At 57.6% G+C, this 26,418-nt stretch carries 19 protein-coding genes and 1 other RNA gene; 3 read left to right on the top strand and 17 right to left on the bottom strand.

Features of this window, described 5'->3' with window-relative positions:
• Both fabZ and lpxC read right to left on the bottom strand, forming a co-directional pair.
• On the bottom strand, positions 1 to 441 hold the full coding sequence (gene fabZ / locus H1B31_RS04770) for a 3-hydroxyacyl-ACP dehydratase FabZ (RefSeq protein ID WP_009441304.1): 441 nt from the start codon (positions 439 to 441) through the stop codon (positions 1 to 3).
• Between the two features lies 1 nt (position 442).
• Entirely contained in the window at positions 443 to 1,267 is an 825-nt protein-coding gene (lpxC, locus tag H1B31_RS04765) for a UDP-3-O-acyl-N-acetylglucosamine deacetylase (RefSeq protein WP_185981093.1), read from the bottom strand.
• 141 nt (positions 1,268 to 1,408) lie between these two features.
• On the opposite strand from lpxC, the gene ssrA reads away from it, so the two are divergent.
• Positions 1,409 to 1,760: a transfer-messenger RNA gene (gene ssrA / locus H1B31_RS04760) on the top strand.
• 126 nt (positions 1,761 to 1,886) lie between these two features.
• Here ssrA and H1B31_RS04755 read toward each other — a convergent pair.
• From H1B31_RS04755 to H1B31_RS04745, 3 genes are all read right to left on the bottom strand, one after another.
• Positions 1,887 to 4,391 carry a two-partner secretion domain-containing protein gene (locus H1B31_RS04755; protein WP_185981092.1) on the bottom strand — a complete coding sequence of 835 codons (2,505 nt, stop codon included), beginning with the start codon at positions 4,389 to 4,391 and terminating at the stop codon, positions 1,887 to 1,889.
• A gap of 24 nt (positions 4,392 to 4,415) precedes the next feature.
• Positions 4,416 to 5,876, bottom strand: a complete 1,461-nt coding sequence (locus tag H1B31_RS04750) for a ShlB/FhaC/HecB family hemolysin secretion/activation protein (RefSeq protein WP_226372152.1) — start codon at positions 5,874 to 5,876, stop codon at positions 4,416 to 4,418.
• A gap of 191 nt (positions 5,877 to 6,067) precedes the next feature.
• The gene (locus tag H1B31_RS04745) at positions 6,068 to 6,727 is read right to left on the bottom strand and encodes a 3'-5' exonuclease (protein WP_009655317.1); all 660 of its coding nucleotides are present in this window, start codon (positions 6,725 to 6,727) and stop codon (positions 6,068 to 6,070) included.
• Between the two features lie 243 nt (positions 6,728 to 6,970).
• Here H1B31_RS04745 and H1B31_RS04740 point away from each other — a divergent pair, with 243 nt between their 5' ends.
• Positions 6,971 to 8,164: an MFS transporter gene (locus H1B31_RS04740; protein WP_185981091.1), complete on the top strand. Its 1,194-nt coding sequence runs from the start codon at positions 6,971 to 6,973 to the stop codon at positions 8,162 to 8,164.
• A 51-nt stretch (positions 8,165 to 8,215) separates the two neighbouring features.
• Here the strand turns inward: H1B31_RS04740 and leuB are convergent, their stop codons facing one another.
• From leuB to H1B31_RS04685, 11 genes are all read right to left on the bottom strand, one after another.
• A complete protein-coding gene (leuB, locus tag H1B31_RS04735) occupies positions 8,216 to 9,289 on the bottom strand; it encodes a 3-isopropylmalate dehydrogenase (protein WP_185981090.1) in 1,074 nt (357 codons plus the stop codon).
• The gene (locus H1B31_RS04730; RefSeq protein WP_185981089.1) at positions 9,279 to 9,782 is read right to left on the bottom strand and encodes a 3-isopropylmalate dehydratase small subunit; all 504 of its coding nucleotides are present in this window, start codon (positions 9,780 to 9,782) and stop codon (positions 9,279 to 9,281) included. The genes leuB and H1B31_RS04730 overlap by 11 nt, the downstream gene beginning before the upstream one ends.
• Positions 9,782 to 11,044, bottom strand: coding sequence for a 3-isopropylmalate dehydratase large subunit (leuC, locus tag H1B31_RS04725; protein WP_185981088.1), 1,263 nt, complete (start codon positions 11,042 to 11,044; stop codon positions 9,782 to 9,784). The genes H1B31_RS04730 and leuC overlap by 1 nt, the downstream gene beginning before the upstream one ends.
• A gap of 120 nt (positions 11,045 to 11,164) precedes the next feature.
• Complete coding sequence (ilvC, locus tag H1B31_RS04720; protein WP_009441312.1) at positions 11,165 to 12,178, bottom strand: ketol-acid reductoisomerase; 1,014 nt, start codon at positions 12,176 to 12,178, stop codon at positions 11,165 to 11,167.
• Positions 12,159 to 12,689 (bottom strand): acetolactate synthase small subunit, encoded by a 531-nt coding sequence (ilvN, locus tag H1B31_RS04715; protein WP_009441313.1) that lies wholly within the window; start codon positions 12,687 to 12,689, stop codon positions 12,159 to 12,161. The genes ilvC and ilvN overlap by 20 nt, the downstream gene beginning before the upstream one ends.
• 119 nt (positions 12,690 to 12,808) lie before the next feature.
• Entirely contained in the window at positions 12,809 to 13,747 is a 939-nt protein-coding gene (locus H1B31_RS04710) for a hypothetical protein (protein ID WP_185981087.1), read from the bottom strand.
• A gap of 114 nt (positions 13,748 to 13,861) precedes the next feature.
• Entirely contained in the window at positions 13,862 to 14,488 is a 627-nt protein-coding gene (locus H1B31_RS04705) for a class I SAM-dependent methyltransferase (RefSeq protein WP_185981086.1), read from the bottom strand.
• Positions 14,489 to 14,581: 93 nt separating this feature from the next.
• Positions 14,582 to 15,562 (bottom strand): diaminopimelate dehydrogenase, encoded by a 981-nt coding sequence (locus tag H1B31_RS04700; protein WP_185981085.1) that lies wholly within the window; start codon positions 15,560 to 15,562, stop codon positions 14,582 to 14,584.
• A gap of 64 nt (positions 15,563 to 15,626) precedes the next feature.
• Positions 15,627 to 15,941, bottom strand: coding sequence for a hypothetical protein (locus tag H1B31_RS04695; protein WP_185981084.1), 315 nt, complete (start codon positions 15,939 to 15,941; stop codon positions 15,627 to 15,629).
• A gap of 193 nt (positions 15,942 to 16,134) precedes the next feature.
• Positions 16,135 to 18,099 (bottom strand): autotransporter outer membrane beta-barrel domain-containing protein, encoded by a 1,965-nt coding sequence (locus H1B31_RS04690; protein ID WP_226372159.1) that lies wholly within the window; start codon positions 18,097 to 18,099, stop codon positions 16,135 to 16,137.
• Entirely contained in the window at positions 18,068 to 18,685 is a 618-nt protein-coding gene (locus tag H1B31_RS04685; protein WP_226372151.1) for a hypothetical protein, read from the bottom strand. The genes H1B31_RS04690 and H1B31_RS04685 overlap by 32 nt, the downstream gene beginning before the upstream one ends.
• 354 nt (positions 18,686 to 19,039) lie before the next feature.
• On the opposite strand from H1B31_RS04685, the gene H1B31_RS04680 reads away from it, so the two are divergent.
• Positions 19,040 to 19,438 (top strand): thioesterase family protein, encoded by a 399-nt coding sequence (locus H1B31_RS04680; protein ID WP_185981083.1) that lies wholly within the window; start codon positions 19,040 to 19,042, stop codon positions 19,436 to 19,438.
• Positions 19,439 to 19,521: 83 nt separating this feature from the next.
• Here H1B31_RS04680 and H1B31_RS04675 read toward each other — a convergent pair whose 3' ends face one another.
• The gene (locus H1B31_RS04675) at positions 19,522 to 26,085 is read right to left on the bottom strand and encodes an autotransporter outer membrane beta-barrel domain-containing protein (protein ID WP_185981082.1); all 6,564 of its coding nucleotides are present in this window, start codon (positions 26,083 to 26,085) and stop codon (positions 19,522 to 19,524) included.
• Positions 26,086 to 26,418 lie beyond the last annotated feature (333 nt).

The following is a 26,418-nucleotide window of genomic DNA, read 5'->3' as shown; positions in this document are numbered from 1 at the left end:
TTAGAGCTCATCCCCGTTTTTCAGCGCAAATTTGAAATCCGCCGAGGCAACGAGTTCATCCTCGACATAGGCATCCGCGTGCAGCACACCGAAGACACCGCGCACGCGCACGAGCTCCGCCTTCGTCACGACGACATCGCCGGGCACGACTGGGCGCTTGAACTTCACATTCTCCATTCCGCCGAAGAGCGCGATCTTGCCGCGATGTTCCTCGGGGTAAAGCATGGTGACGCCGCCCACTTGCGCCATCCCCTCGAGGAGAAGGACGCCGGGCATGATCGGATGTCCTGGGAAGTGCCCGAGGAAGAACGGCTCGTTCATCGTCACACACTTGATGCCCGTCGCCGATTTGAACGGCACAAGCTCCGTGATCCGATCCACAAGCAGCATCGGCGGGCGATGCGGCAGAATCTGCTGAATCTCATTGATGTCCAAAGTCATGCTATTCCCTCTCCTCTGCAATCTGTTTCGCCAGCGCCGTATTGAGTGCGTGCCCCGACGCAACTGCTATGATATGACCGCGAATCATGCCCGCGAGGCGCAGATCCCCGAGTACATCGAGGATCTTATGCCGCACGAGCTCGTTCGGGAAGTTCAGCGGATTCATCCATCCCTCATCGTTGTAGACGATCACCGTCTCGAGCGAGCCGCCGAGACCGAGTCCGTTCGCCTGCAACGCTGCGACCTCCTTCTCATAGGCGATCGTCCGCGCGGGCGCAATCTCCTTCTCATACGCCTCGGGCGTGACCTCGAGATCGTAGTACTGCACGCCGATCAGCGGATGATCGTTCAGCGACGTGAACGAGACGCGCAGCCCGTCATAGGGCAGAGCCATGATGAAGTGACTGCCGTCGTCTACGCGATAGATGCGGTCAATCACCGTCACCCGCCGCTCTGCATCCTGCTCCACCGTGCCCGCCTCCGCAATCAGGCGGAAGAATGTGCGTGCACTGCCGTCCACCACGGGCGGCTCCTCCGCATCGAGCAGGACGAGGCAGTTGTCCACGCCATGCACGTGCAGGGCGCTCATCAGATGCTCAATCGTAAAGAACTTCAGCGAGCCCGCACCGATCGTTGTTGCGCGCAGCGTCGCCGTCACATGTGTCGCCGTCGCAGGGACGGGCACAGCCTCGGGCAGATCGGAGCGCGCGAACAGTATGCCCGACCCCGGCGCCGCCGGAGCGAGTTCCATATGTACCGGCTTTCCCGAGTGCAGCCCGATGCCATCGTAGACCACACGCGCAGCCAGCGTTCTCTCTTTTTGCAAGTCATATCCTCCCAGGACACTGACATAGACTCATACATTTACATGATACTAAAATTTTTTCCATCTTGCAAGGAAAAACACGATTTGACACGAATCGGGACATCTGTTATTATAACGTTAAGCATATTAGCTTCCATTATCGGGGATGTAATGGTCTCGACGGGGATGGGTAGTATGTGGACAGCGAGCCGGGGGGTCATCAACCCGTTAGTAAGGTGAAACTTTTATTTAAACATAAAAGCAAACGAAGACTACGCTCTGGCGGCTTAAGCCAGCCCCTTTCCATCTGCCTCCCGCACGGAGGGATACAGGGGTCAACTGCGGGATACCTGAGAGCCATCGCACGATAACTCTCACGGGAACACCATCGTGATCGGTACGTCACAGCCTGTCTGCGGGCGGCGTCGCACCTAAAAAAATACACAGACTGCGCTCGGAGAAATCCATGTAGTATTATCTTCGGACAGGAGTTCGATTCTCCTCATCTCCACCAACTCGACTGTATGAGCCGCCCATAGGGGCGGCTTTTTTGTTTTGCGGACACAAAAGAGCGGGACAGCAGACGACAAATTTTCGTCTGCTGCCCCGCCTCGTATGTCAGCTTATTCGCACGCCGTCGTTATCCCTGATCCGAGAAGGTAATGCCCTCGGCGGCCTCGCTCATATCGAACGGATTCGTCACGTCGGCGTACTCCGCAACCTCGACGGCATCCGCTGTCGTCACAACGGTGGCTCTATCCTGTTCTGTTGTCACCCTGTTTGTCGTGTCGTCCGCATTGATGACGATCTGCATGAGAGCACGCTGCTCCTCCTCTGCAAGACCCGAATCACTGATCGCCTGAATTGCGCCCATGACAACACCGATGGAGGCACGTCCCGACGGACTGTTTTGGCTCAGCTCACGCATCTGAATCGCCATATTCTCACGCCGCTCGACAGAGTTCTTGCTTGCGTTGAGGACTGCACGCGCCTTGTTCATGCCCGTCGCCATGTTCTCCGCATCACTTGCAGAACCGGCATCTGACGGCGCAGGCATCGGCATAACAGCTGCGTCCGGAATCTTCGGAGTGGTAGGAACGGCGGGGACAGTCGTGACAACCTTCACATCCGCTGCCTCGATGCCATTCAGCCGTACATGAGATGCTTCATCCCGGAGGAGGGAGAGGTTGGAACCGTCCGTACGAACAACAGGATTGTCTGCATTCAACTTCTCAGTTGCATCAATCGTACTGCTATTCCAGATGCCTGCACCACCCGCATGGAGCTCAACATCACGACCCTCGATCTTCGAGTTCCAGAGATTGACCTTGTTGTCCGCTGTAACTCTCGTGGTCGTACCGTCATGGGAATGCCCCGCACCGAAGGTCAACTCATCACCTTTGATCGTCGTCCCATTGACGAGATTCACGGTTCCGCCGCCGATAACGAGATCGCCGTCCAACGTCACCTTCGTATTGTCGAGGTGAAGTACATTGTCAACATCCGCCGTCTTGTTATTGCGCTCACCGACCACAGTCCACGTCTTAATCGCCGCGATGTCTGAATCCTCGGTCACATTGGCAACGGTGTCCTTCAACTGCACATTGCCGCCCGCCATATACATACTGTTCGCCTTGATGTCAGCTCCATCCGTGCGCAGTGCATTCCCCTTCACCGTCGCAATATCGTTGCGATCGGATCTGCCATACATACGCTGGACAGCGCCCGCATTGAACTGACCTGCCGCCTCGATCTTAACGCCATTGTTCAGATCGACGGTCGATCCGATCAACGTGAGGGAATCATCCTTTTGTCCGGTATGCCCCGCAAGACGCCCGCCGCTGACGGTCAGTGCGTTGTCCTTCGTCGTTTGCCAGTCAAACTCCGTGGTCTTGTTCTCCCCGCTCTTCACTTGCGTACGCTTGACATACTGCGCGGCGGAGATATTGCCCGTCTGCGTGGTCTCGATGGTCGAGCCGTTCTTGATCTCCGTCTTACCGCCGTTGATATAGAACCACGCGTACTCGTCCCCGCGATATCCGTTCTGCGTCAGTGTTACATTATCGAGGCTGACTGTGTTGTCCGTATCCGCACGCTGCTCCTGTATGGCATTCCCCCGCTGCAAATCGCCCGTCGTCTGATAGTCTTTTTCGCCGCGAATCTCGATCTTACTGCCATGAATCGCACTGTTCTTCAGATCAACCTTGCCGCCCGAGAGGGCATACTGACCGCTGTTCCCTGTAAAATTATTCGCGGACAAGACATTGGACTGATCTGCCGACTCATAAAAGACATTGCCATTATATGACGCCTGCTTGACTGCCATCGCCTCGAATTTCGCACCGACAGAGACATTCGCCCGGTCAAGATTGACCGTCGATCCTATGACACGCGCATCCGTATTACCATAGATATTCATATTTCCATGAAAATCCACCGTATTGTCCTTCGTTGTCGTAACGCGCACGGGCTGCGTCTCGCCGTCCTTCGAATCCATCCACATTGTTGCGCGGTCCCCTGCGAGGATAAGCGCATAGCTCTTGTCCGCTGTTTTCTTGTCGGACTGGTTGAATATAACGCCATCCGCAACGACAACCTTGCTGCCGTAGATGTTCATCGTGTTTCCAACGCCGAGCCGCGCCCCGTTGTCAACCGTTACTTCCTTGACCCCCTTACTTCCCTGCACCAGATTATAGTTACTCTTACGCGCCGCATTCAGGAAGTCGCCAGAGCTCATCTCAAGGGTCGACAGCGTCAGGTTCGCCGCATCAATGTTTGCACTGCCACCGACATGGATGCCGTTCGGATTGACGACAAAGAGCGGGTTCACACCCGTCTGCGTCATGGTGCCGAGGAGTTCCGACACCTTGTCGCTCGTCACGCGGTTGAGCAGTGCCCCTGCCGCCGTGTTGAAGTTCAGACTCTGCCCTGCGCCGATGCTGAAATCCTGCCAGTTGATGATGCTGTTCGTCTGTGTGGTGATCGTCGCGCCGTCTCCGACCACTGCAAGATTGCCGATGTCAACGCCAACATTCCCCTGCTCGATAACGCCGCCCGTCGGCATTGCAAATGCCGAACTGCTGAGTGCAAGCGTGATGAGTGCCGTGAGTGTACTCCTGCGCAGATTCTTCCATCTCTTATTCATGCGAATCCTTCCTTTCTCCCCTATTTAGAAGCTCATACTTGCTGAGAAGTTCCACGGACGGCGGTTCTGACGCAGAACACTGAGGTCAACCTTGTTCGCCTGCTTGATGATATGCGCGTAGTCCACCGCGAGGGACAGCCTGCTGCGCGGGTTCGTATAGCGGACACCAAGACCGATCGAGCCGATGGCGTCATGATCGAAGCCGACGCTGCGGTCATTCACATTGTTCCAGAGCCATGCATAGTCCGTAAAGGCAACGAAGCGCAGTCCCTTTTCGACTTCAGGCGTATAGATCTCGATCTTGCCGACAATGCCCTTGTCCGAGCTCATCGCACGCTCATCAAAGCCGCGCACGCTCATCGCGCCGCCCGCGCCGATCTGTTCGGCGGAGATGATGTGCTGCCCCGTATACTGCCCTTGTAGGCTGACACCCGTAATCCAGTCACTCTTACTGCGCGTCTGATAGTTGAGCCCTGCGCGCAGGAGAAGGAACTGCTCATCGCTGCCCGGCGTGATATTCGCATACGCCTGCTCGTCGCCGCTGACATTCGCCGCGAGTCCAACATTGTAACCAAACGAGGAGTTTTCCCTGCGCTCCGTATGGCTATAATCAATGGAGGCAAGGATGACGCGATAGTCGTTGCGGTATCCGATTGGTATCCCACTAAAGCTAAAGCCGTAATCGCTGCGCATCTTGTGATAGCCGATGCCGAAGTCAAGAGTGTTCTTCGTGCGTGACGTGTAGGTGAGGAACTGACGATAGTGCAGGTCAAGCCCCAGACTCCTGCCCGCGAGATCCATGTCGAGCAGCCCCGCATACGGCTGCAGATCGTCGATGTGGACGTTGCCGTAACTCGCCTGTACAGAGAGTTCGCCGCCAAGCTCGGGTAGGAGCTTCCGATAGGCGACAGCACCCGTCTTGACATCGGAGAAATGCCCCGGCGAGGTGACAACGGAGACACCGAGAGTGTCCGCTGCGCCCGAAATATTATTGTTGACATAGGTGAGCGAGGAGCGCACCTGTCCCGTGTACTTCGTCCCCGTATTGCTGACATTCAGTCGGAAATGGTCGTTGTCCTGTGCGTCCGCATGCACAAGCACGCGATAGCCGCCCGCGCCGTCCGGCGTGAACTCCGTCACGAAGATGAGTGCACCCGTATCGTTCACGGTCTGGATCTGCATGGAGAGTTTGCGGATGTTCACCTCATCCTGCTTGAGTTCGGGCAGGAGAGAAAGCACGCGCTCGGGCGTGAGGTTGAGCGTCCCCGTGACCGCTATCTCACTGACGCGGACGTGATCGCGCTGCAGATCCATCTGCGGCGCATTCTGCTCGGCGCTGTGACGCACATCCGCCTCGGAGCGCGCAATCTCGCCGCGCGCATTCCGCTCCTCCTGTACGGCGGCATCTGCGCTCGCAGCATAGAGACAGAACCCCCCCGCCAGCAGTGCTGCGGCGATTCTTTTCGTCTGAGCTTCCATGTTCATCTCTCGACCAACCTTTCCTTAGTCTTATTATGCAAGCATCATAAAATCTGCTCATCTTTTAACTTTGATTAAAATTATAGCACTTTTCAGATCTCTCGTCCATCATTCTTTTAATCTTCCTTTCCATTGATTTACGTTCCAGACACATAAAAACACCGTACGCAAGATTGCGTACGGCATCATTTCATAGATCAAAGATTATTCTTCAATTTTTCCAGATCGGGGAAGAGATCGCCGATCGCGTCGGAGAGCCCTTCGCTTGGTTCGAGAATCTCTAGGACGGGGCGCATGGTCTCGCGGAATTTCGCATCGTCCTGCATGAGTGCGAGGACAGCGCTTGTATTCACCGCGTCCGCGAGCGCGGAGTGCTGACTGCCCTCGAATCTGCGCCCCATCGCGCCGAGTGCATGCTTCAACGCAAGGCTGTTGTGCAGCCCTAGGCGGTCGTCGAAGGCCTGTTGCAGGTCAACCCAGCGCGCATCGAGCCAGCCTACATCGAATGCGGGCAGCTTCAGGCGGCATTCCTTGCGCAGCTGCTTGATGTCGGACATGCTCCACGAGTAGATCTTCGTCTCCGCCTCGCCGATCCATGCGACGAAGGAGTGAAAGCTCTCAGAGAATGCGGGGCGTCCTGCGACCTGCTCCTGCGTGATGCCTGTGAGCTCCGTGATGTGTTTCTTCACCATCCCGTACTCGGGGCAGACATAGCACTGGAATTCGTCCTCCTGCTCGAAGTTCTCATTCAGGCGGACGGCACCGATCTCGATGATCTCCCCGTTGAGTTTTCGGCGTACTTCCCTGTGCTCCTTCGAGACAGGGTTCATCTCAAGGTCTACGACGATGTGTTTCATGAGCAATCCTTACTTTCGAAAAAATCTGCCGCAAATGACGCACGGCAGACGGTGTAGCGGTATTTTGTGGCGCGGCTCAGCTGACGCGCGTTTTCTGCATGAAATGTTTCGTGTTTGTATTACTATAGCACAAGATTTTCAGAAAATCAACGTCTAGGTATTTTGTCCTATCGTTTTCCTGTTTTATTTTCCTCAAAACGTGGTAGAATACAAGAGGGGAATTAGGGAAAGGAGAATCTGCTCATGAATTGGAAAGTCGTCCTCGTGCTGCTGACATGCAATGTGCTCTTCATGTCCGCGAGCTATACGATGATTATTCCGTTCCTGCCGATGTATCTGACGAGCGAGCTCGGCGTTGACGATGCGACGGTGAATCTCTGGTCGGGCGTGGCATTCTCCGTGACCTTCTTCGTCTCGGCGGTCATGGCGCCGATCTGGGGGCGCATTGCCGACCGCAAGGGGAAACGCCTCATGGCAATGCGTGCGAGCCTCCTCATCTCGCTCAGTTACTTCCTCGGCGGCATCGTCACCTCGCCCGAGCAGCTCGTATTGGTACGCATCTTTCAGGGATTTGCCTCAGGGCTCTGGCCGATGGATCTTGCAATCATGACGCTCTATGCGCCGCGCGAACGGCTCGGCTTCTCACTCGGCATCATGCAGGGAACGCTAACGGCGGGCGGTGTCGTCGGACCTCTGCTCGGCGGCGTGCTCGCGGAGGCGTTCGGCATGCGCGCAAGCTTCTACATCGGAGGACTTGCGCTCTTCATCAACTTCCTCGCGTTCACCTTCATCATCAAGGAACCGCCGATGCCGCAGGATGCCACGCCACTCACGAGAGAGGAGCAGAATCCATGGCATCTCTGGCGCATCCCCATCCTGCGCACAATGATGATCGTGAGTACGCTCGCGCAGATGGTGACATTCATTCTAATGCCTGTCATCACGACCTACATCAAATACCTCGCGGGAGACATGGAGAACATCGTGCTCGTCGCGGGTGTTGTGTTCTCGCTCGGCGGCATTGCAGGTGCGATGTCCGCGCCGCTCTGGGGCATCTTCGGTACGCGGCGCAGCTACTTTGTCGCCATGTGCCTCGCGATGTCCTGTGCAGGGACGATGCTCGCACTGCAAGGCATCCCCAAGACGCTGCTCCCGTTCGCCGCGATGCAGTTCGGCGTCGGGCTCTTCCTCGCGGGGATTCAGCCATCGCTGAATGCGGTCATCGCGCAGCATACGCCCGCGCAGCTCAAGGGCAGCGTGTTCGGCATGCTCTTCGCCGCACAGCAGGTGGGCGGGGTGACGGGACCGCTCCTCGGCGGTGTCGTCGCAACCTACCTCGGAATGCACTACCTCTTTCCAACGGCAGGATCGATCCTGCTTGTGCTCGCTGTGTTTGTTTGGTGGAGGTATATTATGCGAGGACACGCCCCCGCATGATTTCATAGCAAAAGGGAATGCCGCGCAGGCATTCCCTTTTGCTATATATGCTTACAGATGCGCGAGCACGGCGTCCGCCATCTCGCGCGTGCCGACCTTTGTGCAGCCCGTGTCTGCGATGTAGATGTCCGCCGTGCGCTTGCCCTCTGCGAGCGCCTCGTCCACCGCCGCCTCGACAGCGTCCGCCGCATTCTCCTCATGGAGCGCGTAGCGCAGGAGCATTGCCGCCGAGAGGATCGTCCCAAGCGGGTTTGCGATCCCCTGCCCCGCAATGTCGGGCGCGCTGCCGTGAATCGGCTCGAAGAGACTCGTGCCCGTGCCGATGGACGCGGACGGCATGAGCCCAATCGAGCCGCCGATCACTGCCGCCTCATCGGAGAGAATGTCGCCAAAGAGGTTGCCCGTCACGATTACATCGAACTGCGTCGGACGCACGGCAAGCTGCATGGCACAGTTGTCAACGTAGAGATGATCTAGCCTTACATCCTCATACTCCTCGGCGAGCGCCGTCACCGTACGCCGCCAGAGGCGCGAGGTTGCAAGGACATTTGCCTTGTCCACAGACGTGACCTTCGAGCGTCTGAGACGCGCCGTCTCGAATGCAAGACGCGCGATGCGTTCCACCTCGGGCACGGAGTAGTTCTCCATATCCCACGCGCGTTCTGCACCGTCCACCTGCTCGGACTCACATTTCTCACCGAAGTAGATACCGCCGATCAGCTCGCGCACAATGACGAGATCGACACCGCGCACAAGCTCAGGCTTCAGCGGAGAGTGTGCAATGAGTGCGTCCGCGACCTTCACGGGGCGCAGATTCGCATAGAGCCCAAGCCCCTTGCGCAGCCCCAATATTGCACGCTCGGGACGCAGGGCTGGCTCGACCGCATCCCACTTTGTCCCGCCGACCGCACCGAAGAGCACGCCGTCCGATGCCTTGCAGACCGCGAGCGTGTCCTCGGGCAGCGGCGTTCCATATTTATCATATGCCGTGCCGCCCGCGTCGCGCGTTTCATACGTCAGGTCAAGCCCGAATTTCGCATCGACGGCTTTGAGGACGCGCACAGCTTCCTCGGTGATCTCCTGTCCGATGCCGTCGCCCGGAATGACTGCAATCTTATACGCCATGACGGAAGCCCCCATTCTCGCGAATGTAGTTGAGGAGCCCGCCCGCACGCGCGATGTCCTGCACGAAGCCCGGCAGCGGATGCGCATGGAACGTATCGCCCGTCGAGAGGTTCTCGATCGCCCCCGTTGCCGTGTCCACGCGCAGACGGTCGCCCGCACTGATCTTCTCCACAGCGTCCCCAATCTCGAGCAGCGGCAGGCCGATGTTGATGCCGTTGCGGTAGAAGATGCGTGCAAAACTCGCTGCAATGACGACGGGCACGCCCGACGCCGCAATCGCAATCGGCGCGTGCTCACGCGAGGAGCCGCAGCCGAAGTTCTTGCCACCGACCATGATGTCGCCCGCGACAACCTCTTTCGCGAAGGTCGTGTCGATGTCCTCCATGCAGTGCGCCGCGAGCGCCTTCGGCTCGAACGTATTGAGATAGCGCGCGGGGATGATAACGTCCGTGTCGATGTTATCGCCGTAGCGCCAGACCTTTCCCTCGAACATCACGCCACCTCCTCGGGGGTCGCAATCCGCCCCAGTATTGCACTCGCCGCCGCGACGTGCGGCCCTGCGAGATAGACCTCGCTGTCCACGTGTCCCATGCGCCCGCGGAAGTTGCGGTTCGTCGTCGAGACACAGCGCTCGCCCGCCGCGAGGATGCCCATGTAGCCGCCGAGACACGGCCCGCAGGTCGGCGTCGAGATCGCCGCGCCCGCCTCCATGAAGATGTCGAGATAGCCGCGCTTCATCGACTCCTGATAGACCCACGGCGAGCCGGGGATGATGATGCAGCGCACACGCTCGTGCACCGTATGCCCCTTCAAAATCTCCGCCGCGATCTCCATATCCTCGAGGCGCCCGTTCGTACACGAGCCAATGACCACCTGATCGATTGCAATCGGTTCTGGGATATCCATCACGCGCTTCGTATTCTCCGGCAGATGCGGGAACGAAACGACGGGACGCAGCTCGCTGAGGTTGATCTCCACCGTACGCGCATACCGCGCGTCGGGGTCGGGGTTCACGGGCTCAAACACGCCCGTCATGCGCCCCTCAACGTAGTCCTTGCACACATCATCGTACGGGAAGATGCCGTTCTTGCCGCCCGCCTCGATTGCCATATTGGCAATCGTCAGACGGTCGGTCATCGTGAGATCCGCCACGCCCTCGCCCGTGAACTCAAGGCTCTGGTAGAGTGCGCCATCCACGCCGATCATGCCGATGAGCGTGAGGATCACGTCCTTGCCGCTGATGTCGGCAGGCTTCTTCCCCGTCAGATGCACGTTGATCGCCTCGGGCACCTTGAACCACGCCTCACCCGTCGCCATGCCGACCGCGAGATCGGTCGTGCCGACGCCCGTCGAGAAGCCGTTCACCGCGCCATATGTGCACGTATGCGAGTCCGCACCAATCGTCAGCATGCCCGGCCCCACGATGCCCTTTTCGGGCAGAATGACGTGCTCAATGCCGACACGCCCCTGCTCGTAGTAGTGCAGAATGTCGTGTTTGCGCGCAAAGTCGCGCATGATCTTCGCCAGCTCGGAGGACTTGATGTCCTTTGCCGGCTGAAAATGATCGGGGATCAGCGCGATCTTCGTGCGGTCAAAGACGGGGCGACCGGTCTTTTCAAACTCCTTGATGGACGGCGGCCCCGTCACATCGTTTGCGAGCACCATATCGAGACGGCACGTCACGAGCTGCCCCGGCTCGACGTGCTCCAGTCCCGCATGGCGTGCGAGAATCTTCTCGCTCATATTCATGCCCATATAGCCCTCCTAAAATCCTCCGAAATGGCAGATTTTCCCATCGCCGAAGCCTTTGAAAAAAGAAGTCTCTCCGCGTGGAAAGACTTCTTCTTGTCGTATGAAATGACCCGTGCGCTCAGATCAGAATTCGAGTTCTTTCTTGTCACGCAGCCACGGCATCATATTGCGCAGCTGTGCACCAACCTGCTCGATCTGATGCTCCTTGTGAAGGCGGCGCTGTGCGAGGAAGTTCGCACGACCGGCGGCGCGGTTCTCGAGCAGCCAGTTGCGGGCGAATGTGCCATCCTGGATCTCCTTGAGAACCTTCTTCATCTCCTTCTTCGTCTCTTCCGTGATGATACGTGGTCCGATCATGTAGTCACCGTACTCCGCTGTGTCGGAGCAGGACTGGCGCATCTTCGTCATGCCGCCCTCGTAGCAGAGATCGACGATGAGCTTCATCTCATGGAAGCACTCGAAGTATGCCATCTCGGGCGGATAGCCCGCCTCGACAAGCACCTCGAAGCCCGTCTGCATGAGCTGGCAGACACCACCCATGAGCACGCACTGCTCACCGAAGAGATCCTCCTCCGTCTCGTCACGGAACGTCGTCTGGAGCACGCCGGAGCGCGTCGAACCAACACCACGCGCATAGGCGAGCGCAATCTCAAAGCACTTGCCCGTCTCATCCTTCTCGACCGCGAACACCGCCGGAACGCCCGATCCCTCCGTAAACGTACGGCGAACGAGATGGCCGGGGCCCTTCGGGGCAACCATGAACACATCGACACCCTCGGGCGGGACGATCTGCTTGAAGTGAATGTTGAAGCCGTGTGCGAACGCGAGTGCGCTGCCCTTCTTCAGGTTCGGGCCGATCTCCTCTTTGTAGACATCCGCCTGTTTCTCATCGGGGATGAGCACCATCGTGATGTCCGCCTGCTTGACCGCCTCGGCAACCGTCGCGACCTTCAGCCCGTGTGCCTCTGCCTTTGCCTTGGACTTCGAGCCGGCATAAAGACCGACAACGACATTCACGCCGCTCTCCTTGAGGTTCAGCGCGTGTGCGTGTCCCTGACTGCCGTAGCCGATGATGGCGACCGTCTTGCCCTCGAGCACGCTCCAGTTGACATCCTGATCATAGTAAGTTTTTGCCATAGTACTCCCGCTCCTCACAATGCTCATAAATTGTGTGTTCCCCCCGCTCGAGCGCAATGAGCCCCGTGCGGATGACTTCGACGATTCCGTAGGGTTTGATTACCTTCAGAAATGCCGTCACCTTGTCATCGCTGCCCGTGATCTCAAAGATGATCGAGGAGGACTCCACATCGACGACGTGCGCCCGGAACAGCTCGCCCATCTTCAGCACGTCGAGGCGATTGTCGTCGTCCGCCCGCACCTTGATGAGCGTCATGCCGCGGCACGCCGCACTCTTTTCGTCCAGCCGCTGAACCGCCCGCACAACGGGCATCTTTTCGAGCTGCTTGATCATCTGCTCGACGAGATTTCCATCCCCCTGCATCACAACCGTGATGCGCGAGAAATCCGGCGACTCCGTCACGCCGACAGACAGGCTGTCGATGTTGAACTCGCGCCGCGAAAACATGCTCACGACGCGCACCAGAACCCCAGTCTGGTTCTCAACAAAGACGGACAGCACATGTTTCATGATAACAAACTCCTCTCCGCCGCATCGCAAGTAATTTCGTGAAAACTTCTTCATTATCGCCCACATATGAGCATTTGTCAATAAGTTTTAGATAACTCCGCGTGTATACGTGTATACGTCTATACCCGCACCTCGAAGCGCGGCTTCTCCTCCTCGTTTTCCTGCGGCTCGATGCGCTTTACGGGCTGCGGCGCAGGAGTGGACGGGGCTCCGCTCGTCTTACGTGCCGTCAACTGCGGGGGAGAAGGCTCGACGGTCGGCGCTGGCGTATGCCGTGCATCCGTCCCTTGCATTGTTGCACGCGGTTCCTCCTTCATCAGACGCTCGAGTGCCTCCCCCGCTGTCAGCCCCGTGTACTCGGGCAGGATCTCACCGCGCGTATCGCGGGCACGCTGGGTGCGTTCCGCCGCCGCAAGCAGATCGTCGTGCGCGCCGCGCTCCGATGTCGGTCGCGGCTGCTCCTGTGCGTCCGTCGATATCGTCCCCTGTGCCTCGGCGCGCTCACGCGCAAGGATACGCTCACCGAGCGAGGGCTCTGTCTCCGCCCCCGTCTGCGGCTTCTTTTGAAAGAAGCGTCGAAAGGCGACGACCCCCACGACGAGTGCCACGCCGATCATACCTGCCCAGTAGAGCCCGCTCGTTGCCGTGTAGGACGTCGGTACCTCGGGCGGCTTCTGCTCCGTCCCTGCAAGCTGCTGCTTCAGCGCCGCATTCTCCTGCGCGAGATCGAGGCCGTTTGCCACATCCGCGCCCGTCTGCCCCTCAACCGTTGTACCGCGATCTACCTTCGAGGCAGAGGTCTTCACGGGATCGCCCTTCGCCGCATCCGAGCGCGCAGCGGCGTTCGGACGCTCCGCCGTGTCGCCGGTCTTTGGCGCACCCGTCGTCGTCTTCGAGAGTGCGCCGTTTCCCTGCGCTACGGAGTCACGTGCCTGCTGCTCCGCCTGCGCATCGCCCGTCGTGTGCGTTGCGTTCGCCTGCGCATCGCGCGCCGCATCCCCGAGCGTGATCTTCGGCGGTGTCGGGGGTGTCGGCGGTGTCGGTGGGGTGATTGCCATAGCGCCACTCCTTTCTCAAGATTTCTTGTCTCTACTATAGCAGAAAATCTCATCTGACGAAACAGGAAAAGCGTCCCGCCGTCACGGGACGCTTTGTTGTTTTCAAAAAAGCGCTCAGTCCTTATATGCGCGCACGTTGAGGCGGTCGTGCTCCAGATCCTCGTCGATCACGACGCGTGCAAAGCCTGCGCCCGTGAGCAACTTCTCCAGCTCCTCGCCCGTGTAGACGGACATATTGTCGACGATCTTCTGCCACTTCTCATGACTCTTCGTCCTGCCGCTCGCCTCGTTCGTAATCATGAAGACGCCGCCCGGCTTCAGCACGCGATGCATTTCTCCAAAACAGCGCGGTAGCTCCGGCCAGAAATACACGGTCTCGAACGCCGTCACAACATCGAAGCCTCCATTGTCAAACGGCAGCTCCTGCACATTCCCCTGCACGATACTGCACCGTCCCGCCGCAATCGCCGCGCTGTTCACCTCACGCGCCTTTTCCACGGAGACGGTCGAGTAGTCCAGCCCCGTCACATGCCCCTCGTCCACCATCCGCAGGAACACGGCGACGTTCGCACCGCCGCCGCAGCCGCAGTCGAGCACCTGCTCATTCCCCTGCAGGTCGAGATGCGAAAAGCCCCACGCCGCAATGCCCGCATGCACCTTGTTCATCATCGCAACAACAATCTTGCCCATCACGCCCTCGGGTTTTCCCGTATTACTAAAAAATTTCCGAAGCAGCCCCATGACCGCCCCTCCTTTCTGAAAATAACAAAAATTTTCCTGTTAAAAAGTACCTCGCGCACGATGCACAAGGCACTTTGAAAACACACTATGATATTACAGCAGCGAGGCACGCAGCTCGTCGCCACTCTTCGCCGAGAGATAGGCGGGCGCGATGTCGAGGACGGTCTTGCAGCCCGTCACGCCCTCGGAGGCGAGGCGGTGCGCCGCACGCGCGTAGGCAGCAAGGACACACGCCGTAAACTCGGGGTTCGAGTCGAGCTTCAGGCTGAACTCGATGATGTGCTTGTTCTCCCCATTTGCACCCGTCGCGCCGGAGCGGAGGACAAAGCCCGCATGCGGCAGACCCGCATGATCGCGCAAGAGTTCTTCCTCGCTGATGAAATGCACGGTCGTATCGTAGTCCGAGAAGTAGTTCGGCATCGTCACGATTGCCTTCTCAACTGCCGCCGCATCCGCGCCCTCCTCGAGCACGACGTAGCACTCGCGCGTATGCTTCTCGCGCGTCGTGAGCGTCGGGTTCGAGCCGCTGCGCACGGCATCGAGCGCCGCCGGAACGGGAACGGTGTACTGCTTGGCATTCTTGACGCCCGGAATGCGGCGAATCGCATCCGAGTGCCCCTGGCTCACACCGCGTCCCCAGAACGTATAGTCCGCACCGTTCGTGAGAACAGCGTTTGCATAGGCGCGCGTGAGGGAGAACATACCCGGATCCCAGCCAACCGAGATCACGCCGACGTGTCCCGTTGCCTTTGCTGCCGCATCCACCGCCGCGAAATGCGCGGGAATCTTTGCATGCGTATCGAAGCTGTCAACCACGTTGAACAGCTTTGCAAACGCGGGCGTCTGCTCGGGCAGATCGGTGGCAGAACCGCCGCAGAGGATGAGCACATCCACCTTATTCTTCCACATCTCCGCATCATCGGCAGAGATGACGGGCACGTTCGTGCGCGGCTTCACCGACGCAGGGTCGCGCCGCGTAAAGACGGCGACCAGCTCCATATCCTCATTTGCCTCAACGGCGTACTCCACGCCGCGGCCGAGATTACCATAGCCAAGAATACCAATACGAATCATAAAAACTCCTCCCACCATCCCCCCGGACGGCGTAAATCATTGGAGAAAATGTAAATACACTTTCTCAGTAGTGCGGGTGCGCCTTCACATAGTCGACCGGACGCGACCAGTCCACCTGGACGTTCGTCTCATTCCACAGGCGCGTAAGAGCCAGTTCGAAGCTCTTTCGATCCGCGAGCGGAGTGACGGTCTCCTTCGTGAAGTCCATCAGCGTCTCATGCGGCACCTCGACCTCATGATTGGTCGCGAGGAAAGCCTCCGTAGCCGCGCGCCCCTTCTCATCCGCGAGATTCACCGTCGCAGAACGCGAAGCCGCATCATAATCAATCCAGCCGAGAACGTCGCCATAGCTGATGGCGACACTGTACGTATCACTCACTCGTATCACCTCTTATATTTGGTGGTCAACAATAAATATGTTTTATCGTCGCCTCCATCGGATATATCCAACCCTTGCGGGCGTTTTTTATTATAGAACGATTCCCCCACACGCGCAACCGCCCGATAAAAATAATTCTGTATACAGAAAAGGCAGCCCGAAGGCCACCTTTCCAAAAAAGTTTATATTTCGTTTAGAACGCCCACGTAATCTGTGCGCCGCCCGAGATACCATCACGCTTGCCCTGCGTGCCCATAATGCTCACGCCGTAGCTGACACTGCTCTTTTTCGGTACGAAACGGTAACCCAGCTCGAGGATGCCCGTGCCGCCGCGGAGCGAGGGGCTCGGCGTGGAGTAGCCCTGATACGTCGCCGTCGCATCACCGCCAAACTCGTGCTCGTACGCAAGTCCCGCATAGAGCTCTCCGCCGCCACCGACCGCATGCGTATAGCGTGCGCCGACGCGCAGACGGTGCGAGTCCACATCACCGAACTCGAGGATTCCGCCCGAACTCAGCTTCACCGTATCGCCCGCCTGATGCGAGTAGAAATACTTCGCGTAGCCTTCAATCTTGTTGCCGTTCGCGAGCTTCCACTCCTGACCGACACCGACGTGTCCTGCGAAGTACGTGCTCGCATTATCGTAGCTCAGCTCCGCCGCATCGTCACTGCCCGTATAGTCGCTTGAGACGCGTCCCGCGCGCAGGCTTCCCTCGACATACAGACCGCTGTCCTGCGCCATCTTCGCCATCACACCGCCGCCGATGTAGTGCATCGCTCCGCTGCCGTGCGTACCGTCGTCCAGATAGGAGTCATACGTACCGCGCCCATACTCGACAAAGGGTCCGTAGGTCAGCGTCGCATTGCCCATCTTGTTTGCGCGTGCAAAACCGACATTGAGGTTCCAGCCCTTCGCATCCACATAGGAGCCGGAATTGAGCCGCACAGACGAGCCGCCTTGCGCCGCCCACGGCTGGAATGCACCGTTGACCGCCGCCGACGCATTTACACCGGCAGATGCCGCAGTACCCGCAGCCGCAAGTCCTGCATCCGTGTTCCGCACGCCCTCGGCGGAGGAAGGAGCGGGAGCAGTCTCTGCCGAGATCACAGCAGCCGCCTCAGCCGCAGCTGTATATCCGACATTCGAGAGGAGGTCTGCACCTGCGTTCAGCAGTGCGCTCGCCGCCACACGCGTCTCGACCGGCGACTTGCTCCGATCGTTCACATCAACGTTCTTCACCGTTGCAATGAGTTCATTCTCTCCACGCTTCGCAATCCCGAGCGTATAGTCAAGGATGCCGCCCTGCGTCGCCTTCATCGTCTGCGGCGTTCCTGTATTCCGCAGCGCCGCATCCGTCGTCAGCGTGCCACCCACCTTCAGCAGGCTGACCGCATCGCCCAGCTGGAACACCTTTGCATCGCCCGCAATGGCGACGCCGAGGTTCAGCCCCTGGATATTCTTCTCACCCGTATTCGTGAGCGTGAGCATCGTCCACGTCTCTGCCAGCGTTGTTCCCGCTGGCAGATAGAAATGCAGATTCTGCACATTCGCAAAGTCCGCCGCCTGCGCGCCGAACGCATGGACTGCGAGCGTGTTGTTCACACTGCCCGATGTGCCCGCGCCGCCGTGGATCGTGCCGCCGATATTGACAGCTCCGAAGAGGCTCACCGTGTTGCCCGATGCCGCTCCGTTTGTCGCACGTCCGCCGTAGACATCGCCGCCGATCGTTCCACCGAAGATATCCACGGTATTATCCGATGCCGACGCACCAAAGCCGCCGACGAGATTCTGCGCCGTGCCGCCACGCATGACGAGCTGATTGCTCCTTGTAATGCCCCTGCGCGAGGTGCCGCCGTACGCCGTATCCGTGATCGTACCGCCCGTGACGGTGAGGACGTTGCCCTCCACCGTATTGCCGAGCTCCGAGCGTCCGCCCCATACAAAATCATGCGAGCCGTCCGACTCCGTATAGGAAGCCGTCTTGTTGTCCTTGAAGCGGTAGGTATCCACATATACATAGCGTGCGGCGTCCTTTGTGCCGTTATCCGTGTCGACAAGGAATTCAAGGTCGCCGTGTGTCTCGCCCTTCGCCCCGTTATAGTTCGTAAAGCCGATGCCGTGCGCATTATCCATCAACAATGCCGCCCATCGCTTCATCACCGAACGTGCCGCTCTTGAGCGTCACCGTATTGCCCGTGACAGCGCCCGTGCCTTCCGTACCACCGCCTTGGACGTCACCTTCCACGGTGCCGTCTGCGACCGTGACAGAGTTGCCCGTGACTGCCTTTGTCGCAGACAAACCGTTGAAGCCGCCGTAAATAGGATCTTTCGACAGACCGTTGTTGAAGCACACGCGATTGTTCGTAACTGCACCCGTGCCGCCGACGCCGCCGTAGATCATGCTCTGTCCGCCGCCATTGCTGACCTGCAGTCCGTGAATCGTCAGCGTATTATTGCTGACATCCTCTGTAGCTGTCTTTTTCCCGCCTCCAGAAATCGTACCATAGGTACTGAACGGCTTATTCGTCGAACCGCCTTCCGTTCCGAGCGTGATCTTGTTGTCGCTCATGGAGGGGGTCTTATCCGTGCCCTCAAGACCGTTGATGCTGGTCGCTGTCTCCGTGTAGTCATGCGTCTCCGCTGCATACGCCGACGGCGTGTGAAACAAGAATCCGCCGCCCGCAGACAATCCCAATGCAACATACAACGCCAACTGCCGCCTTGCCTTCAATCCGTTGAACATTTGCTCCTCCTCTAACGCTCGCGCGAAAAAACTTGCACCATCACAGGAATGCTTCCGTAGACCTCAACTATAGAATGAGACTCATTATATGGTTGTCTATGATACATGACATTTATTGTCATTATCAACTTATTTTCTAATCTTTCCTCCTATTTTTGCAAAAGTTTTATCAAAATATGAACCAAATAAATATTAAATTCTATCATGTATAAAGTATGCTTGCGATTTGTACGCGCTGGAACAGTTTTCGACAATTTGCACAGCTGTCTATGCTGGACAGCGATGTGCATTGTGCTTATAATATGTGTAGAATTTCAAATGCCAGTATATACTATGGTAAAAAGGAGCAGTCACATGGATTTCAATAGCAATATCGCAGTCGGCATGACCCATGAGGTCACGAGCAAGGTGACGGATGCAAATACGGCGCTGACGGTCGGCAGCGGATCACTCGCGGTGTACGCAACGCCCGCAATGGCGGCACTGATGGAGCGTGCGGCGGCTGAGCTTTGTCAGAGCGAATGTCCCGAGGGTTGGACGACGGTCGGCACATCGCTGAACATCACGCACCGTGCGGCGACTCCGACGGGGCTGACGGTACGCGCCATTGCCCAGGTGACGGCAGTGGACGGACGCGCGATTTCCCTCAAGGTCACGGCATACGACGAGCGCGAGGAGATCGGCGCGGGCACACACACGCGATTTGCCGTCGCTGTGGATAAATTCATGGCAAAGGCGGAGGCGAAACGATAAATCCCCCAAAAAAGAGACAAGAGTGGCGGTACGAAATGTGAATTTCGTACCGCCACTCTATTCTTATGTTTGATTTGATTTTATTAGAACGCCCAGTTGATCTGAACACCGCCGGAGATACCCTTGCGCTTGCCCGTCATGCCCATAAGGTTCACGCCGTAGCTGACGCGCTCGTTCTTCGGTGCAAAGCGATAGCCCAGTTCGAGAATACCCGTGCTGCCCTTGAGGCTTGGGCTCGGCGTGGAATAACCGTCGAAGGTCGCCCCTGCCTCGCTGCCAAACTCGTACTCGTATGCAAGCCCTGTGTAGAACGCGCTGCCTCCGCTGAGTTTCTTCGTATAACGTGCTCCGATACGAATGCGGTGGGAGTCGACAGCATCGAACTCGTACGTCTCGCCCGTGCTTATCTTCACCGTATCGCTCGCCTGATGCGCGTAGAAATACTTCGCATAGGTGTCGATCGTGTCGCCGCCCTTCAGTTCCTTTTCCTGTCCGACACCGAGATGGATGCCGTAGTAGGTGCTACTGCTGTCGTAGGTGGTGCCGGTGTTGTCGATATTGCCGCTGTAGTCGCTCTTGACACGGCCGGCGCGCAGACTTCCCTCGACATACAGACCGCTCTCATTCTTCGACTTCGCCATCACGCCCAGACCGAGGTAGTCCATCGAGCCGTCGCCGTGTGTACCGTCGTCGAGATAGGAGTCGTAGCTGCCCCTGCCGTACTCAATCATCGGGCCGTAGGTGAGCGTGTTGCGTCCCGCAACCTTCTGCTTGGCAAAGCCGAGGTTCAGATTCCAGCCCTTCGCGTCGACGTACGAGCCGGAGTTGAGGCGCATTGAGGAGCCGCCCTGCGCCGCCCACATCTGGAATCCATTGTTTGCGACAGCATTTGCTGCGACACTCGCCGCCTTCGCGGAAAGGTTTTGCGCCGAGATGGCCTCCTCTGCCGCACGGAATCCGTTGTCCGTGAGGAGATCCGCCGCACTGTTGATCATCGCCGTGGTCGCGGCACGCGTCTCCACAAGGGACTTCGTCTGGTCATTCACCTCAATGCCCGCCACCTCGGCGACAAGCTCGTTGTGCTTGTGATCTGCGTTCGTAGTCGTGGCATCCGCCTCGTTGAGAGCTTCACGTGTGAGCAGGTTGAACTTGTAGCGCAGACTGATGCCGTGCATCCCCTCTGCATTGGTGAGACTCGGCGCATTCGCGATCTCGACCGCCTTGCTGTTGCCGCCGTCCACCTTGTACGTCTTCATCAGACTGACGGTATCGCCGACGTGCAGCGTCGGACGGTTGCCTGCGAGTGCAACGCCCACGTTCACATTCGAGAGGTCTTTCTTGCCGTCCGTCAGATCCGTCGCCTTCGTCAGACGTAGCATTGTCTCTGCAGCGGGGTCTGCCGTCGTTCCCGCCGGCAGGTAGAAATGCAGGTTCTGGATGCCGGCAAAGTCAGCTGCCTTTGCGCCGCGCTCATAGATGGCAAGAGTGTTGTTCCTGCCGCTCAAAATCATATCGCCCGCAGCATTCTTTGCCATGCCACCGTAGAGCACACCGTCAATCCGTGCCGCATAGAGAGCAATCGTGTTGCTGTCCGTCGCTGCGGTCATGTTCGACGCATCCGCATCGGCATAGCCGCCGTAGACATCGCCCGTGATCACAACGTCGTGACCGAGCGTCACCTTGTTGTTGCGCAGTGCGGAGACTTCCAGCTTCTTAGGAGTTGTGGCTGTTGCCGGTACTTCAGGGATACCTGCCGTGGTTGCATAGCCGCCGTAGATCGTGCCATTGACCATACCTGAAAGGATTGTGACGTCATTATCCACTGCCGTCGCACCGTAGCCGCCGACCAGCTTGTCAACGTTCACAGTCGCTACGCGGGCAGGTGGCGTCGCCGCATCCGTTACGATCGGGGCATTGACATAGACCTCATTCTTCCGTGCACTGCCCGTGCCGTCAGTACGTCCGCCATATACACTACCGGTGTAGGTGGTCGTTACACCTCCATGCTCATAAGAGCCACCGACTTTCCCCCCCGTGATAAACACGCGGTTTTCTACGACATCCGACGCAGTCTTGTCGGTCCCCGCAGGAACAGACGAGGTGTCGATGTAGCCGCCCATAAGGTCTTTGAGTGTTGCCCCCTGCGAGAAGCGCACCGTATTGCCGCGCACCACACCTGCATTCGCACCCTTTGCATAGCCGCCGTAGATGGAGTAAAGTTCACCCGATGCCACATTGTTTGGTAGATTCGTCACATCCACATTGACCGTGTTGTTTTCCGAGCCACCACGGACACCCGCCGTGTAGCCGCCATAGGCTTTGAGGTTACTGGTTCCGTTTGCAACGCCTGTGATGTTCAGCACATTGTTCTCAGTCGTCGTTCCAACAATGACGTCATGCCCGTCTTTATTTTTCTCCGTATGGTCGTAGGCAGAGTATCCGCCGTAGATCTCGCCGGACGGGACTGCCGCACCACTGTGCGTCACTGTATCGTCACGGAAACGGTTCAGCGCAAGCAGAACCTTGCTTGCATTGATTTCCGTACTACCCACAGCGGGAGCATCCGCATCCGTCGAGAGCTTCTTTTCGTAAACACGGTCGATGTCTGCAATCCCCGCCGTATCTGTATAGCCCGTAAAATGGAGATCCTTCGGTGTAGTGTATGCAGGGGGCGGTGTCTGGTGCGGCACACGCACCTGCATCATTATCATTTGATTTTTTCCGTGAATGCCTTCGCCTCGTCCCGCAAGGAGCTGACTTGTATCCGCCGAAACCTTCGTCCAGTCGATCTTGACGGGAGCCGCAGGAAGAGTGCCGGAAACCGTACCGAATCCACCTGCCTCCGAGAGCGTCAGCATCTCATCGTTGTCTTGGAAGTTATTGCCAATGGTGAATTGATACTTGTCAAAGTTGCGGACTTTCTTCATGGATACGCCCGTCGTTGTGATGTTGAGCGTGTTGCCGCGAATAGCCTCGCTGTCGCCGGCAAACGTCAACTCCACACCTGTTGTCGCGTCTTGATAATGCGTACCATAAACCGCGGTATCGGCGATCTGCAAAGGCAGTGCGCGGGTCGCATTCGCTTCACCGAGTCTGACCGTGTTCTTGTTCGAGAGCTTATGCGTTGTCGCCGCCGTATCGTATGCAGCGCGCGCACCTGCAATCACCCCCGTCACCGTGCCGCCGCGAATCTCGGCAAGATTCTCTGTCGCCGCGCCGGTCACATCGTTCACAGCACCGCCGTAGACATTTGTCGCCGTGCCGTTGTAAACAAAGACATTGTTTCCGGTCGCCGTGCCGTCTGTTTGGGTCGCTACACCGCCATAGACGTTCGTTACCGTACCGCCACCAACGATAGCCTTGTTCGTCTGTGCCTTGCCCTTGTTCCCGTCTGCCAAGCCGCCGAAAAGATTATCCACGACTCCGTTGTAAACGACGGCATCGTTGCCCTCGGCAACGCCCGCGATGGCGACGCCCTCGCGGTCAGCCTGATAGTCGGACACCGTATAGCCGCCATAGACCTCGTCGATGCCGCCAACCGCAGCGTTCGTCTGCGGCATGGTTCCCTGAATCACAACATGGTTGCTCTTCGAATTCGCCGCCCCCGCCGCTGTCTTGCCGCCATACGCCGCCGCAAGGCCACCATCTGGGACGCCCTTCACCACGAGCGTATTGTTCTCGGTCGTATGTCCCTTGTAGGAGATGCCGCCGAACACCTCATTATCCTCACTCGTAGGGCTAGTCAATGCGCCGTCATATGTCCATGTATTGTCCTTGAACTTCGCGTAGGTGAGAAGAAGCGACTCTGCCGTTGCGTGATTCCCTGCACCTGCTGCCTCGGCAAGTGTATCCGGATCCAACTCGATCACGTGCTCAGTATTTTCAGTTGTATGGTCACGCTTCGTATAGCCCGCAACCTTCAAATCGTCTGCTGCAGTTCCCGCCGCAAGCGTAACTCTGCCGCCGGGATTGCCGTCCTTCATCATCGCGGCTTCGTTTTCGACCACAACGCTATTCCAGTCGATCTCCCGACCGAAACCGCCCTGATCGATGGTCAGCATCGTCGCGCCGTCGGTAATCGCCCGATCGAGGATGAAGCGATGCTTGTCAAACTTCGCGACCGACTTCACATCGGCGTTCTTTGCGTACACATTCAGTGCATTGTCCGATATGTTGCCGGTGCCGGCGACACCGATACTCCCGCCGACAAGATCAGCAGCTCTGAGATTCGCATTCGTAAGATCATGAACGCTCTCATCGCCAAGGTTCACGGCATTGTTCTTGATATTGCCGCTGCCCGTCGCTTCACCGGCATACACTGTGCCCGTAACCGTACCGCCCGTGATCGTGACATGGCTGTTCTCAACCGATCCGCTGCCCGTTGTGCGCCCGCCATAGACCGTGCCCGTGACCGTACCGCCCGCAACGAAGACCTGCCCCTTCGTTACATTCCCGTCTGCACTCTGCGTACCTGTGACGCTGGCGACCGAACCTCTGCGCACAAATACTTTGTTATTGTCCGCATTTCCGTTCATCGACAGTGCGCCGTAGAGCGTGCCCGTCGCTGTGCCGCCCTCAACCCGAACGCTGTTGTCCGTGACTGCCGCGCCGCCCGATGCATAGCCGCCATAAGCATTGCCCGTTATGCCACCATTCAGCGCAACGACATTTTCCGTAACTGTACCGTTTCCACTCGAAGCACCGCCGTAGACATCCGCCACCGTGCCGCCTGCGACATATGCGATATTCTTCTGAACCGTCCCCGCCCCTGCAGTATCGCCGCCATAGGACTTTTCAACCACAGCACTGCCTTCGGTTACAGCAGTATTATATTGCACATTACCTGCACCCGCCGTATAACCACCGTAGGCGTTCGTGACCTGCCCGCCGCTGACAGCTACACGATTCCCCGCATGCTCTTCCGTTCCGCCGACCGTACCCGCATTATTTGCGTTCGTGATCGCACCGCCATAGGCGTTCGCCAGTGTCCGTTTTACGGGTGTGGGTGACGTTTGATCATCCGTCCCCGTAATGTCAAGTGTATTGCCGAACACAGCGCCCACAAGACCCGCGACCTCGCCGCCATAGGCGGCATTCAGTCCCGTCGTCTGGAGATGGGTGACCTCCAGTATGTTCTTCGTCACATTATGACCGTATTTGGAATAGCCGCCGCGCACGGCATTGTCTGCATCCTGCGCAGTCCCCGCATAGACCGCATCTGCATTCTGGATGCGGTTCAGCGTCGCCTCGACGCGGGCAACCGAAATAGATCCGCCTGCCGTAGCCACAGCATCGGTATTGTCAGCCGCGAGTTTGTACTCAAAATCGCCGCTCACGCCCGTTCTGTTCAGCGACTCAGCCTTACTATTATGAATGGTAAGATGGCGATTTCTGTCCGAGGTCTTGATGAGCGTTATCGTACCGCTCTTTCCATAGTGTGTGCTGCTGTCGTCTGCATTCTTTACGTCATTCCACTTCGCTGCATCGAGCTGAATATCACTCCACTGCACATTCGCTCCAGGACCGAAGCCATGCGTATCCACAACCGTCAGCATGGAGGCATTTTCATCAATACCCTTCGTCAGGTTGAACTGATACGTCTGGAAGTTGCATACTTTTTTGACAGAGACATCCTTCGCGTTAACTTCAAGCGTATTGCCTGCAATCCGTGCATCACCGCCTGCAATCACGCCGGAATTGCCATAGCGCGTGCCCCAGATCTCCGCATTGGAGAGTTGTGCCGCATACGCTCCAGTATCTGAGCCGAGCACGACCGTATTGTGATTGGACAGGCTGGCAGAATCGACTGTAGGAACCGTTGTCGGCAGTACTGCCTCACTACCAACAACCCTGTCATTGACCGTACCACCCTCAATGACTACCTTATTCTCACGAACGGCAGCGCCTTCCTTACCGACACCGCCCCGTACACTCGCCAGAGTCCCCTTTTTAACGGTCACAGTATTTTTCTTGACCGTAGCATTTTTTCCGGAAACGCCGCCGCTCACCTGGTTGCTGATGTTGGTAGAAGCTCCATCAATGGTGACTACGTTGTCTGTGACAGAGGCATTATTTCCTCCGACACCGCCGCGCACACTCCCCATCGAGCCGCCGGAAACCGTTACCTCATTCCCAGTAACGGCAGCATATTCTTTGCCAAGGCCGCTGGTGACGTGCTTATGGATCGTTCCGCCATGAACCGCGACCACATTCCCCGTTGCACCATGTGTCGAATTTGCCACAGTAGAGGTGCTTGCACCGCCGATCAGTGCATTTGCTACACCCCCGTTGTATGTGATATGATTCTTCGAAGCCGTCCCTACCCCAAAGCCTGCGTAGACACGTCCATAGCCCGCAGACTCCGCTTTGACGCTGTCAACTGTAACTGTGATCTTCTTCGCATCTGCCGCTTTACTGCCAACGATGTCTCCGTTGGTGATTGTCGGAATGGTCGTCCCCGCAGCATTCTGACGAACCTTCACATCATCTCCTTCGGCAGCATTGGCAATATATGTGCCTGTTTGGTCTGTATCCAGCACAATATCATGCGCATACGCCGTCGATGCGTCGAGCATCAGCCCGCTTCCTGCAGAGAGACCGAGTGCTACATAGAGCGCCAGCCGCCGCCGATCCTTCATTCCAGTCATCACAGTTCCTCCTCATAATACAGTTCAATCGATTTAACAAAAACAAACATTCTTTTATTTAAGTCAAAATCGAACAACCCCCGTTATCTTTTAATTATACATCTAAGTTTTTCAAATGACAATGGTGGATTGCGAGAATACGTTAGGGGTAGATTGTATAATTAAAGAATCGCTGATAAAAGGAAGTCCGTCAGATTGGCGTAGATTTTTCGTCCGAACAAGGAGGCAAACCGGACGCATAGCCAAGGCTATGTGGAGGATCGAGGGCACAGTGCGGGCAAAAAAGATGCGTCAAGATGGCGCGGCTGAATTTATCAGTGCTTCCTTAAGTCG

It is taken from the genome of Selenomonas timonae (genome assembly GCF_014250475.1).
Lineage (GTDB): Bacteria > Bacillota > Negativicutes > Selenomonadales > Selenomonadaceae > Centipeda > Centipeda timonae.
The sequence above is the reverse complement of the archived record's forward strand: the minus strand, read 5'-3'. Positions and strand labels throughout refer to the sequence as shown.